Here is a 17,579-nt window from a genome sequence, read left to right on the forward strand (position 1 = left end):
ACATCAAGCATTTTATTTTGCCAAAGATGTATTTTCATCGCCTTCGCTGTTTTATCTATTGATCTTCTGATAATACTGTTTTTGCAATACCAGTATCTAACTCTTCAAAGTCATGATATGAAATTGTTTCATATAACTCACTTCTCGTTTGCATATTAGAAAGTGCATCTTTTTGAGAACCTGTTTCCTTAATTAAAGTAAACACATTCTCATACGCTTTCGCTGCTACGCGAAGTGAAGTTACAGGATAAATAACCATTTGGAAGCCCATATTCGCAAATTCCTCTGCACTATAATATGGTGTTTTTCCGAACTCAGTCATATTTGCTAGTAAAGGTGCATTCACTTTGCTAGTAAATAAACGGAATTCCTCTTCTGATTGGAGTGCTTCTGGGAAAATTGCATCTGCACCTGCTTCAACATATGCATTCGCTCTTTCAATCGCTGCATCTAATCCTTCAACGCCGCGAGCATCTGTGCGTGCTACAATATATAAGCTTGGCGCAACTTCTTTAATCGCTTTAATCTTTTGAACTAATTCTTCTGTAGAAACAAGTTTCTTGCCATTTAAATGTCCACATTTCTTTGGTAATTGTTGATCTTCAATTTGAACAGCAGCTACTTTCGCTTCTACCATTTCTACAGCTGTTCTCGCTACATTTAGTACTCCACCAAATCCTGTATCAATGTCAACAAGAACTGGTAAATCTGTAGCTCTTACTAGATCCCTTGCTCTCTCTGCAACTTCAGTAGACGTCACGATACCTAAATCTGGTAGCCCTTTACTTGCAGTATAAGCAGCTCCCGATAAATAAAGAGCTGAAAAACCTGTATTTTTCGCAACAAGAGCTGCCATTGCATCATGAGCACCTGGAATTTGCAAAATTTCATTTGCTTCTACTAAAGCTCGGAAGCAATTCGCAAGCTCTTCTTGTGTTGACTGTTTATTCACAACCCAAGCCATTCTAGATTCCCCCTATTATTAAATTAAGAATAGATCTACAAATTCGTTTACATTCATATTTTCTAGTTTTTCTTCATTTAAACAAACTTCATGAATTTGTTCTTGTTGCTTACTAGAATAATGACCTGCCATATTTGCAGTGAATTTTTGAACAACTTTTGGAATCGCTTCATCTCTGCGGAAACGGTGACCAAGTGGGTATTCACATTCCACATTTTCTGTTACAGTACCATCTTTAAAGTGAACTTGAACAGCGTTGGCGATTGAGCGCTTGTTCGGGTCAAGATAATCTAAACTGTACTGCTTGTTTTCAACAACAACCATCTTATTACGTAATTCATCTACACGTGGATCATTTGCTACTACATCCTCATAATCGTCTGCAACGATATCACCTTTTAATAAACCAATTGCCGTAATATATTGTAAGCAATGATCACGATCAGCTGGGTTATTTAATGGACCTTCTTTATCGATAATACGAATTGCTGATTCATGAGTTGTAATTGTAATACGATCAATTTCATCTAATCTTTCTTTAATTTCCGGATGCAACTTCACTGCACATTCTGCAGCTGTTTGTGCATGGAATTCTGCTGGATATGATACTTTAAATAATACATTTTCCATTACATATGACTCTAGTGGTCTAGCTAATTTTAATTCTTGTTTATTGAATAATACATCTTGGAATCCCCATCCTGGTGCAGATAATGCTGTTGGGTAACCCATTTCACCTTTTAGAGCAGTCATTGCAAGATGAACACCGCGGCTCGTCGCATCACCTGCTGCCCATGATTTACGTGAGCCAGTATTTGGAGCATGACGATATGTACGAAGACTAGAATTATCAATCCACGCATGTGATAATGCATTAAAGATTTCTTCACGTGTTCCGCCAAGCATTTTCGCAACTACAGCAGTTGTTGCTATTTTTACGTATAATACATGGTCAAGACCAACGCGGTTTAAACTATTTTCTAAAGCAAGTACACCTTGAATTTCATGTGCTTTAATCATCATTTCTAATACTTCACGTACTTTTAATGGTTCTTTTCCTTCTGAAATACGAACACGGCTAATATAATCTGCTACTGCTAAAATGCCGCCTAAGTTATCAGATGGATGTCCCCACTCTGCAGCAAGCCAAGTATCGTTATAGTCTAACCAACGGATCATACATCCGATATTAAATGCACCTTTCACTGGATCTAGCACATAAGATGTTCCTGGTACACGTGTACCGTTTGGCACGATAGTTCCTGGTACAACTGGTCCTAGTAATTTCGTACACTCTGGATATTGCAGCGCTAAAATTCCGCATCCAAGTGTATCTAGTAATACGTAGCGAGCAGTACTGAATGCTTCTGCACTTGTTACCTCTTTATTTAATACATAATCTGTAATCTCTTCTAATAATGCATCTTTTTGTTTAATTTCATTTGTTTTAATCATACTATTCTTCCCTTTCTGTCGAAAATTCGTTATTATTAATGATGGGTGTCGGTCAAACACCCATCTGGCGGGCGGCGCTAACAACTCCCCAGTTGTTTTTATTTACTAAATACATGTCGCTCGCCAATATAATTTACACGTGGACGGAACAAACGATTGTTCGCATGTTGCTCAATTACGTGTGCACATAGTCCTACTGTTCTAGAGCTAAAGAAGATTGGCGTATATAGTTGAATTGGAATACCGAGCATCCAATATACTGGAGCAGCATAGTAATCAAGATTCGGATAAATGCCTTTTTCCTTCTCCATAATCTTTTCTCCAGCTTCACACATTTCATATAGTGTATAATCGCCTTTTACGTCACAAAGCTGTTTTAAAGCTTCCTTCATCATCAGCGCTCTTGGATCTATCTTCTTCATATATACGCGATGTCCAAAGCCCATAATCTTTTCTTTGTTATAAAGTTTCTTCTGTAATAACTCTTCAAATTTCTCAACATTTCCAGCTTCTAAAAGCATGTACATAACCGCTTCATTTGCACCGCCGTGTAAGCTACCTTTTAGAGATGCAACTGCTCCTGTTAAAGCACCGTATAAATCTGATTGTGTCGATGCAATTACGCGAGCTGTAAATGTAGAGTTTGGCATTTCATGTTCACTATATAAAACAAGGGAACGATCAAAGATCTTCTCTTCAAGCTCAGTCGGTTTTTTACCAGTTAACATATAGAAGAAATTCGCACTATATGACAATTCTTGAAGAGGCTGAATTGGCTCCTTATTATTTAAAATATGATAGCTATTTGCTACAATGTTCGGTACTTTACTTAATAGCTTGTACCCTCGGCTTTTATTCACTTCTAACGAGCGGTTTTCGATATCATTATCGTAACCAGCTAATGCAGACACACCTGTACGTAATCCATCCATAGGATGCGTTTCTTTAGGTAATGCTTTTAACACATTGAATACACCTTCTGGCACCGCATATTCTTCTTTTAATTTCTTTTCAATTGTTGCTTTTTCATCCTCATTCGGTAGATGTTCTTCCAATAAAAGGTGCACAATGTCTAAATACTCTTTTGTTTTTGAGAGTTCGATTAAATCATACCCTTGAATTACAATTTCACCTTTCACTGTGTCAAGAAACGAGATTTTCGTCTCCGCTGCCACTATACCATCTAATCCCGGGGAAAATTTCTCTTCAGCTTTCATCATTATTTCCTCCAATCCTAATAGATCTTCGTGCACATAACTGTAAGCCTTTACAATACTGTGGAACTACATTTCTATTTCAATGTATCAGAGTTTTTAGAAGATTTCAATTTATTTTATAATGATAAGTTTCCTATACTTTCACCAATGTAATAATATAATTTTCTGAAAATAATTTTCGTATTTTACAAAGAAAGGACAGACTTCTTTTTATGTATTCATAAAACAAAGTATAAAGATACTCCATATAATCCCATGAAATATATCATTTACCCAACTTCCTTTACGAAATAGAAAAAAACGAGCTGCCCATATATACAGCTCGTTTCAATATGATATTTATTTCACTATCCCCTAAATATAATTCTTATATAAAATTTATTTATTTTTAATAAAGTTATTATTTTACATAATTAAATTGAATTTCTTCCGTTTCCTCATGATCACTTACAACTAAATCATAAATTTCACAGTTTCTCTATCCCTTTTCCTTCCGCAAATAGACGTATCTTTTCAACATAAATAGTCCTACGACTTTGTACCTATGTTTCAGTAAAAACCCTAAACATGTACCTTTATACACGCTAAAAGAATATACTATTTCATCATTAAAATTAGGAGTGATCGTTTCATGTGGGTATCACGAAGAATAACTATTGCGGTCCCATCCGTTCCTTCCATACACGTTCCCGCCGTCCATACAGCTAGTTCTGATGTTGGCATTGAACTTCCGGCAACTTGGCAACAATACCAATTACCTGGTCAAGGCACCCCCTCATTTTGGCATCATGGCATGCATCCAAGTAGTACTACCTTTTATCCTCCAAGTTATGCGCCACTACCCCCGACTCAAGTTTTTTATCATTTTCCGTCAATTTATTTTCAAAATTTCTATGGTACTTTTAACATTTAAAAATAATATTACTCTTTATAATACAAAAAGCACCAAAGAAACCGTTTTTCCCGGTACCTTTGGTGCTTTTTAAATGCATTTATTTATTGTCCATTATTGACAGGAACCTCTCCTGCATTCCCGCCATTATTCGGTGGGGTTGTCGCTGGTGGAGTTGGGGTTGTATTCCCTTGATCTCCACCATTATTTGGCGGCGTTGTATTTCCTCCACCTCCACCATTATTCGGCGGCGTTGTATTTCCTTGGTCTCCTCCGTTGTTCGGCGGTGTTGTATTTCCGTTATTTTGTTCATTTTGTTTCTTTTGTTCTTCTTGTTTCTTTAATTCTTCCTGTTTCTTTTGTTCTTCGTGCTTATTAAGCTCTTCTTGTTTCTTTTGTTCTTCTTGTTTCTTAAGTTCTTCCTGTTTCTTTAAGTCTTCTTGCTTTTTCTCTTCTTCAGTTTTTTGCTGTTGATTTTGCTGCGGTTTTTCAGTTGTATCAGGCACGCTCCTATTTGGCGAAGAATCACGTTTTTCACCTTTTATACGCAATTCACTACCTTCTTGAACAACACTACTTGGCATTTTAAAGCGTGATTTATCTGTAGCCATCTCGCTCATCATTTCTTTAAATATCAACTGTGCAATTTTCGTATTTTTACTACTAATATACTCGTCTTTACCATCTTTCATATATCCAGTCCATACTGCCATCGTATATTGCGGCGTATAACCTGCAAACCAACTATCACGAGTTGCACTTTCTGGAATTTTATATTGCGCTAATTGTTTTGAATCATAATTTGTTGTACCTGTTTTACCAGCGATATCTAATGAAGCTATATTTGCTGCTGTACCAGTACCTGATGTAACGACAGAACGAAGCATATCAGTAATCATATATGCTGTAGAATCCGCCATTACTTGTTTTGGTTTTGGCCCAAAACTTTGTGATTTGCCGTCTGGATAAACTACTTTCTTCACAAAATGCGGCTTCGTATACTTACCATTATTACCAAATGCCGCATAAGCACCCGCTATTTCAGTTGGTGATACTTCATTTGTACCAATCGCTGTTGATTCAGTCGGGGCTGTATTAAATGTAATACCTAGTTTCTCAGAGAAGTCTTTCGATTTACTAATTCCGACTTCTTTTGCAGTTTTAACTGCCGGAACATTACGTGACATCTTTAATGCTTCACGCATCGTAATTGGACCTAAATGACTTCTGTCTGCATTTCGAACTTCTTGTCCAGTTGAATATTTAAATGGAGAATCATCAATTTGATGATAAGTAGCCCATTTTAAGTATTCAATAGCAGGGGCGTAATCAAAGATTGGCTTCATTGTCGAACCAGCTGCACGATCTAATTCGATTGCCATATTATGCCCTTTAAATACTGCTTTATTTTCACCGCGTCCGCTACCTATAGCACGAACTTCTCCTGTTTTCGTATCCATAAATGTGAAAGCACCTTGGAATTTATCATTTGGATAATCAATAATATTTGTATTTAAAATATTATCAGCTAATTTTTGTGCATCCTGATCCAGTGTTGTATAAATTTCTAAACCGTCAGAACCAATGTTAGCATCCGGTAATTCTTTTTCTACTTCTTTCACAACGGCATCCATAAATGCAGGATATGGCATTGCTTGAAGTTCTGTTGCTGGCTTAAGTCCATCTGTTACTGGAACTTTCGAAGCTTCTTCCATTTCTTGTTTTGTAATGTAGCCATGTCGATTCATTAATCCTAGTACAGTATTTCTTCTTTCTGTTGCTCTTTGAACATTTTCTGGTTTCGTTGGATCATAGTTATTTGGTGCTTTCGGTAACCCTGCTAGCATTGCAACTTCTGGTAATGTTAACTCTTTCAATTCTTTACCATAGTAGTTTTGTGCTGCTGTTGCGATTCCATATGACCGGTTACCTAAATTAATTTTATTTAAATACATCTCTAATATTTCATGTTTTGAATACTGTTGTTCTAGCTTATACGCTAAATATATTTCCTGAACCTTACGCTTTGACGTTTTTTCCATCGATAAGAAGTAGTTTTTAATAACTTGCTGCGTTATCGTACTTCCACCTTGGGAGCCATAATCTCCTTTAAGGCTAACTAAAACCGCACGTGCAGTACCCTTAAAATCAACTCCACTATGCTCGTAAAAACGTGCATCTTCTGTCGCTAAAAATGCTTCTTCTACTAATTTAGGGATTTGATCATACGTAACATTCGTCCTTTTTTCTTTCCCATATTCATATACCAAATTGCCGTCTTTATCATAAATTTTTGAGGATAACGGATTAACAAGTTTTGCTTTCTCAAGTTTTGGTGCATCCTTAATCATTACGAAAAAGGTAGCAACCCCTGCCACTAAACCTACAATACCAAGTAGTAAACAACTGATTAAAAATTTACGGAAAAACGATGTTTTACCTTTTGGTTTTGTTTTTTTAGAAGCTGGCTGTTTTTTCTTTTTAACTTGTCGTCGCTCCTCTCGAGAACGATAATTTTCTGACATGTTACTTTCTCCTGCCTTTCAATTCTCCCGTTGATTTACTTGAAAATATTGAGGTCACTTTCATAAATACATTTAGTCAAGAAAGTGTATTGACCTGGAGCATTCAATATTTTCCCAATTCACAGATTATAAATTTCAGAATACTTCTTATACAAGCTATTTTCACTTCTATTTTTCTAATATTGCTGCCCCTTAAAGCATAGAATGTAAGAAGTGAATTTTTAATACCTCGTATAAATAATATACCTTTTTTTCAAATGGTCAATATTTTCTTATTTATAAACCAAAGGTGAAATAAAAATAGCACAATGATATGTACTTCGTGTGAACTTCCTTATAATTACGTATAAAGAACATTTGATATATTGCATATAAATATAATACCTCTTTAATTATGAGGATTTCAACACTACAATCCCCTTATTTACAAGAAACCATCTAAAATGAAAAGTAAGGAGTTGCGTAATGATGAAGCTCGCTCCCGTTACCTCAAAAAATTTAGTTGCTGTTGGCTATAATCCTTTTGCTATGATTTTAAGAATTCAACTAAAGAATGGTATGTATGATTTCTTTAACGTGCCAGAAAGCATTTACACTGGTTTATTAAACGCACACTCTAAAAGTTATTATCATACTACTTATATTAAAAATTCTTACCGCTACACCAAAATTTAAACTTAAGCGCTATATAAAAAAGAAAGGAGGATAATCCCCCTTTCTTTTTTCACGCTACAGTTATCTTCTATTTTTCTTATTAATTTCATCATACGCTTGAATTTGTTTTTTCAAACGCCGATCAGCTTTTTTTTCATGGACAACAAGAATTGCATGTATAACTCCTGGCACCCAAAATATTAATGTTAATATGAAATTTATTATTGCTTGAAATGGTTTTCCGCAAAATAATACCGCTACAGGTGGAAGAAAAATTGCTAATAAATACATCATCTCTTGAAAACTCCTTGTTTTATATTTTTACCTCTCTTCTCTTCTTTTCGTACGCTAACCAACCCTATTATTTTGGTATTTCATACATTTCAATTACACAATAAAAACTTTTCTACTGTTATATATTCTATTCATAGGAAAAAAAACCTACTACGTCAATTTTACATACTGCCTTTAAATTTTATTTTAATACCTTTATTTTTTTCTACTCTCTCTTCTTCCTCTATTATAGTTAGTCCAATTGCAGAAATAACAGTTCCTATTGCTTGTATCCAAATACCGATGAGTGCTATTACCCTCTTATTCTTCTTATCCATAATACTGTCTTCATTTTCAACTTCATCTTCCGATAAATTAATAATTCCTTGATACGCTTGAAGTCCGGCTCCGAAACTTTGCATAGAATTGCCTAAAATAATAATTCTTTGTATGGCCTTTCTCTCTATCAATGCTGCTTCTACTCCTAAAAAGGCACCAATCGATTGTAAACTGTTCCCAACAATTATAAGATAATCATTCTCTTTCAGTTGTTCGTTTATATTAAAATACGTTCCTATTACATTTGATATATTTCCTAATGCTAATAATTCAATCCCCATTTTATCAAGTAACTTACTTTGATTGTCTAAACATATATTTTGATTTTCTCTATTCCCTTCATCTTCGCTATAATTACTTGCCACAATTTGTAATATATACCCGAGGGCTTGTAATGAGCTTCCTACAATAACAAGATCCGATTCAACTTTTTCTTCTCCATTAAATCCTCTAGTCGTTCCAATTGCCGCTGTAAGATTTCCACCTACTTGAAACCATGCTCCTGTAACTTTTAATTTGCTTGGATTCATTTTTATCACCTATATAGAAATTTTTTAGTACTTTCGTAATAAACAAATGTTACCCTAATCTCTTATTTTATTTTTTATATGTAATTTTGTGCATTATATTATGTGCTATTAATATAAAAAAAGCACCGTTAAGGTACTTTTTTTGACGAATCGTTTTTCAATATTTCTCCATTGTTATCTATTTAATATATCGAATTGCTTTATGTGACCACATTTCAGGTATAGGTGATTCATTTACATATTGTGGTGCACATGAATTCAAAATTGGGGTACTAATACTCCCTCTAGGATCTAAAGCAACTACAGCCATGTCATGGGGTAATTCCAGCGCCATAGATTTCGTAATACCTTACCTTCAATTACAAACTTCGAGGCGCAGTATGTTGCAAGCTCATCTTCTCTTCCCTAGCTAGAACTCATATTAATAATAATTCCTTCTTTCCTGACTACCATCGCTGGGACAAATACTCTTATTTAAATTCTCAATTTCATTTTGCAACTTTTTAAATTGTTCAAAATGCATGGTAATAGATTAACTGCTACCATAATCAGCATTTTGCTTCACCAATAAAACACCAGTATCATGAAAAATCGCTTCGAGTTCTTTCCTTATGGATACTTTCGTAATATGCGCTGTTTTAATCGCCGATAAAATTGCAATTTCATTAAACTTTAATTTTATTTCATTTGGACAAAATGCTTTTTCAACCAATATAACTCCATTGCTATAAATAAGCGCAACAAGAGTACTTGATTTTGCATCTGTTAAATCTACTTTTTTTATAACATCATTCATGACATTTTACCTCCTTTATTTTCATATATATTAATTATACAAACTTATTCTTTTAATTACTTAACTTTACATTAATTTTAGCACACTTTTGAATGATTAAACTATACTTCAAACGTTTTACCGTTCCACACTCTTTGTAAAATGAACCATTTGGACTATAATTCCATATAGTAGTGTTAACAATTAATTGTAAAGTAGGTGAAAACTATGCCATCAGTTGTAGGAAATTTAGTTGTACAAAATAGTAACGGTTCATTTAACTTAGGTGATTTCTACAACGTTTCTCCGAAAGAAAATACGAAAGCTTATAATGGATCTGGCGCATCAAATGTTGGTTTTGTTGTTAATACTTTTAGCGGCGTTAGTGCGACTAATACGTTTGATTCTGACCTTGCAGATCAAAATCAAGTAGGTACGGCCTAACCCTATTTTTCCATCGTTCTGTTTAGAAATTTTAAATTTGCCTATACTATAATCAGGCTGTTACACAGCTATTGTTGATTTTTGGAGTACCCTATCTTTTTCTCCCTTTCCCTGGGGCTAAGCAGCTAGTATGAAGCTAGCTGCTTTTTTGTATGATTTTTCTTTTTTTCTTATTCTTTAAATTTCAGCTTCTTTTACGTTATTTCAATGATATCCATACTATTAAATACATAAGTTTTATAAAAAGCGTCTGTACACATTACAATCTGCTTTACCGGATTAATATGTACGACTGTCATATAGCTTGTAAGTATGTAGCCATCTTCAAAATATGTCACCAACATTTCTTTCTCAGACAATAATGAAGTTAACAATTTATCAGAAATTCTCTCTTTTGCTTCATTTGTTAAAATCGGCTTTTGCACTTTTAATTTCTCTCCAATAATCTTTCGCATACTTAACAATTGTTCTGACATTACTGTAAATGGAACCCACTCTCTTTCTTTTTTCTGTATCTTTACTTGATTCATTTCTTTATCTCCTTAATCATTTATCCATTTTATTTAGCACATACTGTTTCTTTGTTATTTTTAATAATTACTAAATTCGTATTTATTTCTAGACTATAAATAATGTTCCTACCAAAAAGAACATAAGTTCGATTTAATTATACACGAACTTTTGTTCTTTTGAGAAGAGTTATTCTTATATTTTTCCACAACAAATAATTTTAATCATTGATTTTTTATATCCATATTTTATTGTTCCTTTATCAAACAAGCCTCTCATTTTTCAAGTAAAATTAAATACTTATAACAACTCAAAAAGCGACTTCACACAGAGTGAAGTCGCTTTTTCTAAAAATATATATTATCAAGTTTATTTTTCTATCCTGACTAATGTTCTTTCCGGAATACATATGTCATTTATATTAAAATGATTTATTTTTAAATTTAATTCTCCTACTCGCTCTTGCTCTTCATCACCAACCCAACAACTAAATAATTCAAATACCCTTCCATAATCGAGCATAAAGTTAAAAGCTTTTCTTTAGCTTCTTTCTTCTCCTTTAAGCTTTGCCACTCAACCAATTCAATTCCCCGCCCGGATGAAACCTCATAAGTATAATTTGTTTGGAACTAAAATTCTTGTACAACTTCTAGCATACTTTCATCTGAAAAACACGGGCCAAAAACAATTAGATTATTAGAATCTGGATCCGTTAGTAGCACTTTTACATTACAGCCTAAATAACTTTCATATATTCTCCCCCATTTTCATTTATGCATCTAGTAAATAAATAGTCTAAAAATTATTCATTCATTTCCCTAAAATTTTCATAGTAAAAAGAACATCCTTTATAATAGAATGCTCAGATTTTCAGTTCTTATAACCACAGTATTTCCCCAATAATATTATATGTAGTTTTCATAAAATAATGTTTATCTACTTCAAAAGAATTACTATATTTAATTTATATTTAATAAAATTAAATAACTAAAACATTATAATATCAACATTCTATTAAGTAATTATTTTTTCTTTTTCAATTCTATCCATAATTTTCTATTGTAATTCATAATATTAAAATGTAATATTATATTGTCTTACTATCTATTTATAACACACACACTAATTAAAAAAGGGAACTCTATATGAGTTCCCTTTTCTAATTTAGGTTACGTAACTTTTTTTGATAAACCAACTGCATTTTGTTTTATTTGCTTCGGAATAATGTTTATTCCAATCTTCAGGAATTTTAACATAAAAAAACAGAAATTTAGCACTAAGCTCCATCTCTGTTTTTCCTCTTTTCGTATTATTTCTCTTCTAGAAATTTAAATGTATTTTCAAATTCTTTATCACTTACCTTAATATCCGCATCTTTCAATAAGTCAGTGACTACTTGTTGTTTCCATTTACCTGTCGTATCTTGTAGTCTTTGTTGTTCTAAATCTTTACGAATTTCACCCTTTACTTCATCAAAAGGCTTCAATTCTTTTTTATCAGTCACTTTAATAATATGGTAACCATAAGTGGTTTTCACTGGCTCACTAACTTGTCCTGCATCTAATTTATACGCAGCTTCCTCAAATTCTTTCACTGTTTGCCCAGGAGCAAAACCAGGTATTTCCCCGCCCTGTTCCTTTGAACCGGTATCTTCTGAATATTGCTTCGCTAAAGCGGCAAAATCTTCACCATTATTTACTTTCTCTTTTACCTCTTTAGCAGTATTTTCATCTTTTACTAAAATGTGACTTACCTTCATTTCTGGTTTATAGTTATCTTTTACATCTTTTTCTGTAACAGTCGCTTTAATCGCTTTCTCAAATGCAATTTCTGGCTTCATTTTCTCTTTTAATTCATCTTCGTTTTTCAATCCCAATTGTTCTAAGGTCGGTTTAAAGTTGTCACCCATTTTATCTTTCGCTTCTTCTACTTTCTTTTTTGCTTCCTCATCTGAAACTTTATATTTATCCAGCAACGCCTTACTTAACATCATTTGATATAAAGTACTTTCTCCATATTTTTGGCGCAATTCTTTACTTAATTCTTTCTCTGTAACGTTTCCCACTTTTGATGTTACTACGTTTCCTGAGGAACCACATGCAGATAATGCTAGCACCACGCATGAAATTATCGTTCCCCAAAATAGCTTTTTCTTTTTCAATTCAAATACCTCACTTTTATCAATATGTAAAAGTAACTATACACTGTTATTGTGAAAACAGTGTGTTTTCTACATGTAATTCATTTCATTTGAATCGACTATGTGCCACGTTTTTATCTTCCAATTTGAATAATCTTCTTACTATATATTAGTAAGAAGATTATTTACGTACTCATCAAAAAACATTTAACTACTATTAGTTACTTAATAATTAAATGTTTTTCCAGTATCCAATTATTTTGTCCGATATCTACCGCATTTTTTACTCTTCCCCAAACACGGAAAGATTTTGATCCATCTATATTTCCTTTATAATTAATACATTCAGGCTCTCCATAGTAATTTACTCCGTACCCGATGGGATATTTTGAAGATGCATAAAACCATTTCACATCAAAATGTTTTAAATATGCCCACTGCTTATCATTCCCTAAACAAATCATGTCTTTATCATCGCATCCCCAATAACCGTTTGCGATTAAATATGGGATTTTCCGAGTGATTGTACCCGTAAATTGAGGATTCATAGGATTTTCATATAAATTTATGCCATATCCATCAGGATATTTTGAAACTGCAATACCAATACCACTTGATTGCTGTGTATCCACTACGTTAGATTGAATAGATTGATTTTCTTGATTCGAACCTATAAACCATGAAAGTGATTTATTTCCTATCAATTTATTCAAATCACATTTCCCAATACCAGGAACATTTCCAGAATCCGTATATTGCCAAATATCACACGGGTATGCCGGCTTATTCCCTCCATAACGGGGAATCCAAACAAAATCCACTTCAATACTACGTGCTCCAAATGATATATACGTGTGATGCCCTACATATAACCCTACTTTTTTCGCACCTAAACGACGTAACTCATCTATAAATGCTTGTGTTCCACCTTGCATATCTACCATCGTTTGAACTTCTACATCCGCCACCCAAAACTTAGCAGATTTATCGCCACGATTCCAAAAATCTTGGGCCTCTTTCTTTGCATCAGCCACAGATATAAAACGGCAAAATGCATAATTACCAAATGGAATACTGTGCTTTTTCATTTCATTCACATAATTTTGATACATAAAGTCCACCGTATTCGAGCCATCTTGAACTCTAGCAATAACTAAATCTAGCTGAGAGGCTACAATATCCCAATTAATAATTCCGCTCCATTTTGAAATATCTACAATAAAACCCATACCATTCAACTCCTTTTTATTATCATATTCAAATATCGCTTTATCGTAAGTCCCTTATGCCTAATGCTATCAATCTATTATATAAATAAGAGGAATCTTTATTATTTTTTAAAATACATATTCCTTTAAAAACATTACCTTTAATGACAATGTCTTTTTACAGTATCATAACCAGCTTCACGAAAATTACATATTATATTAATACACCTATTCATCTGAATCAAAAGGTTAATGATATTTCATAATCAATATTAGGAGCTGATTTCATGGAAAAAAGACCTCTCGTGTTCAAAGTTCCACCGAACTCAAAACTAAAAATTACATTTTTCGGTCCTTGTAACGAAGTAATTACAAATGTTTCTATAATTAATCAACTTCTCACCCCTAAATGTCAAACTATCACGCAATATCCGAATTATAAGAAATACGAAACCGAAGTACGATCATTATTCCATTGTTGATTCATGTAATTCACGATTTTTACAACTAGACACTTCGATAATTTGGAAAGAAAACAACCTCATTAATAGATCTAAATTACTCATTTCATGATATTCCATTGATAATTTATTGATTCTTTACACGTTTTCATTAAGCGAGCATATATTATCGTATGGAGATTATCCACTCATAAAACCTATCTTTCTTTAAAGCATACTTTTCATGTATGCTCTTTTTTTATTTAACCATCATTCGTATCCTTCTATACATATAAACTTGTTCATCATGTTTATTTTCACGAGTGATAAATCTCTCTGCTGCTTATGAGCAATCTAATCAGTATGGACTCGACAATAACCCTTGCATTTTTTATACATTTGATAAATTGAAATACGATAATTCATTTTAATATTTTAATAAAAAGACTTGCTCCTTGCCATTGAGAAAAGAGCTTGGTAGTCACATCAGGCTCTTTTTCGTTTAAACTGACCTCTGTTAGATTTGTGTATTTATTCAATTCCATTTTTTTTAATAAACTACATTTTACCTATTCACTTATATATTTTAGAAAAACAATAATCCTCCCTCACCATTTGGTGAGGGAGGATTGATTAAATCTACTGAAAAATGCTTAATGATTTGCTTTATTCAGTTGGAGAAGGAAATCTTGCAGCTTCAAAATGTGCACCATCTTCTGATGGACTTATAACTCCATCTATACTACTTTGTGCATAGACTTCAACTTGATCTCCTTCATTCAATTGGACTATCGTCGAAACACTTACTATATTTCCAAAACTTATTGGACCAAAAAAGTCATTATCTATAGCGATTGCTGCGTTTCCGTTCACACGAATTTCTACACGCGCTCTATAATTTAAGTTTATATCGTTTGGAAAGAAACCAATCGTTCCAATAATAGAATAAACCCCTCTAGTCTTCGGAATAAAAATGGACGTTACTGGATTATACTCATTTGCTAAATCAAATTGTTCATTTTGGAACAATACTTTTACAAAAGTATTGGCAGGAACCGTTTGATCCACCGTATTTCTAGCTCTAAATGCAGATGCCCTAACAAGCTTGTCCTTGTCCGCATAACACTTACTTGTCTTCTTACAACAATCATGATTCTTCTTTTTATACTCCTTACAATACTTACAGTAGTAATAGCAAGACATACTAGTTCCCCTTTCATGCTTATTACCATATATCATGTAAGAGGGATTAATAAGGTTTGGGCTAGCTATTATTTTTTCTAATAAGGGCGCTCTATACTTGCACCCTTATTTATATACACAACTTGATTCCTTACTATTTATAAATTGTATACAGTTCCATACGGAATGGTAAGAAAAGTACTTCCATACGGTGTAATATGATGCACCGGGTAAAAATACTCCATAGATGAATAATACGGTTGTATACCTTGCTGCTGCACTTATTGTTGCATTTGTAATGCTTGTTGAACAGCTTGAACTGTACTTTGTTCCCCGCTATACGTTATAGACGTACCATACGCTGGTCGCATGCCAGCTTGAGAATCAAAATATGAATAAAACATTATTTCCAACTCACTTTCATATAAGTTATTAAGAAGTATGTTATGATTCTTTATTTCAGTTAGTACTATAAGTTAGGCTACTTTTAATTCTTATTATCCCCAAATGAAATGATATATATATTCTCCCGTTACACGTTCATTAATTCCAGCAACCCTAGCGAACCTCATTAAGTCCGCCCCTTGAAGAAAATACACCGAGATCGTAACCGGTACTTGTGACCACATGAATTGATAAAGCTCATTCACTCTCTGATTCGTCGACACGATTAAATCATTTACAGGTCCATGATTCCATGCGGAGGTTTGAGCTGAAGTGAACGGAAGGTCTTTCCCATTAACCACTATTCTTACCACACTTTGAGTTATGTCCACAATAATCCCCTCCACCATTACAAAAATTGGACCTATTTCTTTGTTCATATTGTTATAAATATTCTTGACCGCAAGAAATGTTTAAGGCAAACCCCTATTTTCATTTTAAACATTTTATCATCCTAAAAAACTTGAGCTCTACATAATCCCTTTTTCATTTGCTCTCTCCTATAGAATTGTACGGCTTACTCCAGTAATTTCACATATCTTCTTTAATGCAATTTTCCGTTTGAAATTACCTTAAATCTTACTCAAACAACCTAACCACCAGAAAAACTCCTGTATAATACAATTAAGTGATTTATAGGATTGTTATTCCTGCCAGATACATTAAGACTTGTTATCTTTATTGTTGTTGCAATTGGTGCAATCATTAACTTATACCTAGAGTTTAAAAAACCTAAAAAAAGTATATTCTCAATTGTTTTTCTATCGATACTCCTAATTGGGGCTTCAGGATTAATCAAAGATATTTTATCCCGACTTTTATAAAACTCAATATTCCATGAGTGGAGCAGTTAGCTTTTGCTAGCTGCCCTTTTAGGAAGGATTTTCCCTTCTATTATCGAATTAGTAATGTTTGGAAAGGGGGTGTACTATGGCGGAAATTAAAGTGAGACTTACACAATTTTTAGACTTCACACTGAAAAGTAGTGCAGCTAAAACAAATTTTGTAAAGAATCTAAAATCTCAACCTGAATACCAACCAGCTTTTGATTACTGGAAACAATTACGAGAAACTGTTATTAAATTCCATCAAAATGAACTACCTTTTGAATGTTTCGAAGCATTAGTACAAACGGTTGATCAGAAGAAAAAGCAAAACTACATTGATGTCATAAAACAGTACAAAAAATTTATTAAAAACAAAGACGTCTCTTGGTTCGATCCAGGTAAATCACATTGGATATCAGATGATTTAATCGTCCGCTCATCACCTGAACTCGGTTTGCTCATTAATGATGAGCCGCATCTTATCAAACTATTTTTCAAAGGAAAAAGAGAGCGAATTGATAAATACAACATCAACTCAACACTAACATTATTAAATGAATCAACATTTTCAAATGAACATAACGATGTGAATTATACAGTCCTTAACATCCAAAAGAACAAAATGTATACGAATAACTCTATTAATAATGAGCATTTAATAGCACTTGAATCAGAAGCTAATCAATTTTGTTATATATGGAACAAGATATAACAGGTACTAGTTATGAATTTCATTACCTAGCTCATGCATAATTTGGGT

Annotated in this window: 16 protein-coding genes and 4 pseudogenes; 5 read left to right on the top strand and 15 right to left on the bottom strand. The window is 33.3% G+C overall.

Features of this window, described 5'->3' with window-relative positions; translation table 11 throughout:
• Nucleotides 1-55 precede the first annotated feature (55 nt).
• The 3 genes from prpB to mmgD all read right to left on the bottom strand — a co-directional run bounded on the left by prpB (nucleotide 56) and on the right by mmgD (nucleotide 3,639).
• Complete coding sequence (gene prpB / locus MR065_RS21535) at nucleotides 56-964, bottom strand: methylisocitrate lyase (protein WP_242215011.1); 909 nt, start codon at nucleotides 962-964, stop codon at nucleotides 56-58.
• Between the two features lie 18 nt (nucleotides 965-982).
• Nucleotides 983-2,419 carry a 2-methylcitrate dehydratase gene (gene prpD / locus MR065_RS21540; RefSeq protein ID WP_242215012.1) on the bottom strand — a complete coding sequence of 479 codons (1,437 nt, stop codon included), beginning with the start codon at nucleotides 2,417-2,419 and terminating at the stop codon, nucleotides 983-985.
• A 98-nt stretch (nucleotides 2,420-2,517) separates the two neighbouring features.
• Complete coding sequence (mmgD, locus tag MR065_RS21545) at nucleotides 2,518-3,639, bottom strand: citrate synthase (RefSeq protein WP_242215013.1); 1,122 nt, start codon at nucleotides 3,637-3,639, stop codon at nucleotides 2,518-2,520.
• A gap of 628 nt (nucleotides 3,640-4,267) precedes the next feature.
• On the opposite strand from mmgD, the gene MR065_RS21550 reads away from it, so the two are divergent.
• Nucleotides 4,268-4,549, top strand: coding sequence for a hypothetical protein (locus MR065_RS21550; RefSeq protein WP_242215014.1), 282 nt, complete (start codon nucleotides 4,268-4,270; stop codon nucleotides 4,547-4,549).
• An 83-nt stretch (nucleotides 4,550-4,632) separates the two neighbouring features.
• Here the strand turns inward: MR065_RS21550 and MR065_RS21555 are convergent, their stop codons facing one another.
• Nucleotides 4,633-7,053, bottom strand: coding sequence for a transglycosylase domain-containing protein (locus MR065_RS21555; protein ID WP_242215015.1), 2,421 nt, complete (start codon nucleotides 7,051-7,053; stop codon nucleotides 4,633-4,635).
• Nucleotides 7,054-7,518: 465 nt separating this feature from the next.
• Here MR065_RS21555 and MR065_RS21560 point away from each other — a divergent pair, with 465 nt between their 5' ends.
• Nucleotides 7,519-7,728 carry a KTSC domain-containing protein gene (locus tag MR065_RS21560; protein ID WP_141436484.1) on the top strand — a complete coding sequence of 70 codons (210 nt, stop codon included), beginning with the start codon at nucleotides 7,519-7,521 and terminating at the stop codon, nucleotides 7,726-7,728.
• Nucleotides 7,729-7,788: 60 nt separating this feature from the next.
• On the opposite strand, the gene MR065_RS21565 is transcribed toward MR065_RS21560, so the two are convergent.
• The 4 genes and pseudogenes from MR065_RS21565 to MR065_RS21580 all read right to left on the bottom strand — a co-directional run bounded on the left by MR065_RS21565 (nucleotide 7,789) and on the right by MR065_RS21580 (nucleotide 9,645).
• On the bottom strand, nucleotides 7,789-8,001 hold the full coding sequence (locus MR065_RS21565) for a YqaE/Pmp3 family membrane protein (protein ID WP_097905360.1): 213 nt from the start codon (nucleotides 7,999-8,001) through the stop codon (nucleotides 7,789-7,791).
• A gap of 161 nt (nucleotides 8,002-8,162) precedes the next feature.
• Nucleotides 8,163-8,849: a DUF6944 family repetitive protein gene (locus tag MR065_RS21570; protein ID WP_242215016.1), complete on the bottom strand. Its 687-nt coding sequence runs from the start codon at nucleotides 8,847-8,849 to the stop codon at nucleotides 8,163-8,165.
• A gap of 178 nt (nucleotides 8,850-9,027) precedes the next feature.
• Nucleotides 9,028-9,323, bottom strand: a pseudogene (locus MR065_RS21575) (SDR family NAD(P)-dependent oxidoreductase); the annotation flags it as partial.
• A pseudogene (locus MR065_RS21580) lies at nucleotides 9,271-9,645 on the bottom strand (hypothetical protein). The pseudogenes MR065_RS21580 and MR065_RS21575, both read right to left, overlap by 53 nt.
• 207 nt (nucleotides 9,646-9,852) lie before the next feature.
• Between MR065_RS21580 and gerPF the strand changes: the two are divergent.
• Nucleotides 9,853-10,068, top strand: a complete 216-nt coding sequence (gene gerPF / locus MR065_RS21585; RefSeq protein WP_001141569.1) for a spore germination protein GerPF — start codon at nucleotides 9,853-9,855, stop codon at nucleotides 10,066-10,068.
• A gap of 194 nt (nucleotides 10,069-10,262) precedes the next feature.
• Here the strand turns inward: gerPF and MR065_RS21590 are convergent, their stop codons facing one another.
• The 4 genes and pseudogenes from MR065_RS21590 to MR065_RS21605 all read right to left on the bottom strand — a co-directional run bounded on the left by MR065_RS21590 (nucleotide 10,263) and on the right by MR065_RS21605 (nucleotide 13,947).
• Nucleotides 10,263-10,598, bottom strand: a complete 336-nt coding sequence (locus MR065_RS21590; RefSeq protein ID WP_097905363.1) for a YolD-like family protein — start codon at nucleotides 10,596-10,598, stop codon at nucleotides 10,263-10,265.
• A gap of 349 nt (nucleotides 10,599-10,947) precedes the next feature.
• A pseudogene (locus tag MR065_RS21595) lies at nucleotides 10,948-11,333 on the bottom strand (hypothetical protein).
• A gap of 554 nt (nucleotides 11,334-11,887) precedes the next feature.
• Nucleotides 11,888-12,739 (bottom strand): peptidylprolyl isomerase PrsA, encoded by an 852-nt coding sequence (locus MR065_RS21600; RefSeq protein ID WP_242215017.1) that lies wholly within the window; start codon nucleotides 12,737-12,739, stop codon nucleotides 11,888-11,890.
• A 200-nt stretch (nucleotides 12,740-12,939) separates the two neighbouring features.
• Nucleotides 12,940-13,947 (bottom strand): glycoside hydrolase family 25 protein, encoded by a 1,008-nt coding sequence (locus MR065_RS21605; RefSeq protein WP_242215018.1) that lies wholly within the window; start codon nucleotides 13,945-13,947, stop codon nucleotides 12,940-12,942.
• Nucleotides 13,948-14,213: 266 nt separating this feature from the next.
• Between MR065_RS21605 and MR065_RS21610 the strand changes: the two genes are divergently transcribed.
• A complete protein-coding gene (locus MR065_RS21610) occupies nucleotides 14,214-14,408 on the top strand; it encodes a hypothetical protein (RefSeq protein WP_242215019.1) in 195 nt (64 codons plus the stop codon).
• A 624-nt stretch (nucleotides 14,409-15,032) separates the two neighbouring features.
• On the opposite strand, the gene MR065_RS21615 is transcribed toward MR065_RS21610, so the two are convergent.
• The 3 genes and pseudogenes from MR065_RS21615 to MR065_RS21625 all read right to left on the bottom strand — a co-directional run bounded on the left by MR065_RS21615 (nucleotide 15,033) and on the right by MR065_RS21625 (nucleotide 16,342).
• Complete coding sequence (locus MR065_RS21615; RefSeq protein WP_242215020.1) at nucleotides 15,033-15,569, bottom strand: complement C1q domain-containing protein; 537 nt, start codon at nucleotides 15,567-15,569, stop codon at nucleotides 15,033-15,035.
• 137 nt (nucleotides 15,570-15,706) lie between these two features.
• Nucleotides 15,707-15,952 (bottom strand): annotated as a pseudogene (locus MR065_RS21620) (DUF3947 family protein).
• A gap of 93 nt (nucleotides 15,953-16,045) precedes the next feature.
• On the bottom strand, nucleotides 16,046-16,342 hold the full coding sequence (locus MR065_RS21625; protein ID WP_242215039.1) for a hypothetical protein: 297 nt from the start codon (nucleotides 16,340-16,342) through the stop codon (nucleotides 16,046-16,048).
• Between the two features lie 580 nt (nucleotides 16,343-16,922).
• On the opposite strand from MR065_RS21625, the gene MR065_RS21630 reads away from it, so the two are divergent.
• A complete protein-coding gene (locus MR065_RS21630) occupies nucleotides 16,923-17,531 on the top strand; it encodes a hypothetical protein (RefSeq protein WP_242215021.1) in 609 nt (202 codons plus the stop codon).
• Nucleotides 17,532-17,579 lie beyond the last annotated feature (48 nt).

The sequence above is a fragment of the Bacillus cereus group sp. BfR-BA-01383 genome (assembly GCF_022663495.1).
Classification (GTDB): domain Bacteria; phylum Bacillota; class Bacilli; order Bacillales; family Bacillaceae_G; genus Bacillus_A; species Bacillus_A cereus_AU.

Coding starts and splice junctions, on each gene's coding strand:
- prpB (WP_242215011.1), bottom strand. CDS start 964: ATGGCTTGGGTTGTGAATAAACAGTCAACACAAGAAGAGCTTGCGAAT.
- MR065_RS21610 (WP_242215019.1), top strand. CDS start 14,214: ATGGAAAAAAGACCTCTCGTGTTCAAAGTTCCACCGAACTCAAAACTA.
- MR065_RS21550 (WP_242215014.1), top strand. CDS start 4,268: ATGTGGGTATCACGAAGAATAACTATTGCGGTCCCATCCGTTCCTTCC.
- MR065_RS21565 (WP_097905360.1), bottom strand. CDS start 8,001: ATGATGTATTTATTAGCAATTTTTCTTCCACCTGTAGCGGTATTATTT.
- MR065_RS21630 (WP_242215021.1), top strand. CDS start 16,923: ATGGCGGAAATTAAAGTGAGACTTACACAATTTTTAGACTTCACACTG.
- MR065_RS21560 (WP_141436484.1), top strand. CDS start 7,519: ATGATGAAGCTCGCTCCCGTTACCTCAAAAAATTTAGTTGCTGTTGGC.
- MR065_RS21605 (WP_242215018.1), bottom strand. CDS start 13,947: ATGGGTTTTATTGTAGATATTTCAAAATGGAGCGGAATTATTAATTGG.
- MR065_RS21615 (WP_242215020.1), bottom strand. CDS start 15,569: ATGTCTTGCTATTACTACTGTAAGTATTGTAAGGAGTATAAAAAGAAG.
- MR065_RS21570 (WP_242215016.1), bottom strand. CDS start 8,849: ATGAATCCAAGCAAATTAAAAGTTACAGGAGCATGGTTTCAAGTAGGT.
- MR065_RS21625 (WP_242215039.1), bottom strand. CDS start 16,342: ATGGTGGAGGGGATTATTGTGGACATAACTCAAAGTGTGGTAAGAATA.
- mmgD (WP_242215013.1), bottom strand. CDS start 3,639: ATGATGAAAGCTGAAGAGAAATTTTCCCCGGGATTAGATGGTATAGTG.
- MR065_RS21590 (WP_097905363.1), bottom strand. CDS start 10,598: ATGAATCAAGTAAAGATACAGAAAAAAGAAAGAGAGTGGGTTCCATTT.
- gerPF (WP_001141569.1), top strand. CDS start 9,853: ATGCCATCAGTTGTAGGAAATTTAGTTGTACAAAATAGTAACGGTTCA.
- prpD (WP_242215012.1), bottom strand. CDS start 2,419: ATGATTAAAACAAATGAAATTAAACAAAAAGATGCATTATTAGAAGAG.
- MR065_RS21555 (WP_242215015.1), bottom strand. CDS start 7,053: ATGTCAGAAAATTATCGTTCTCGAGAGGAGCGACGACAAGTTAAAAAG.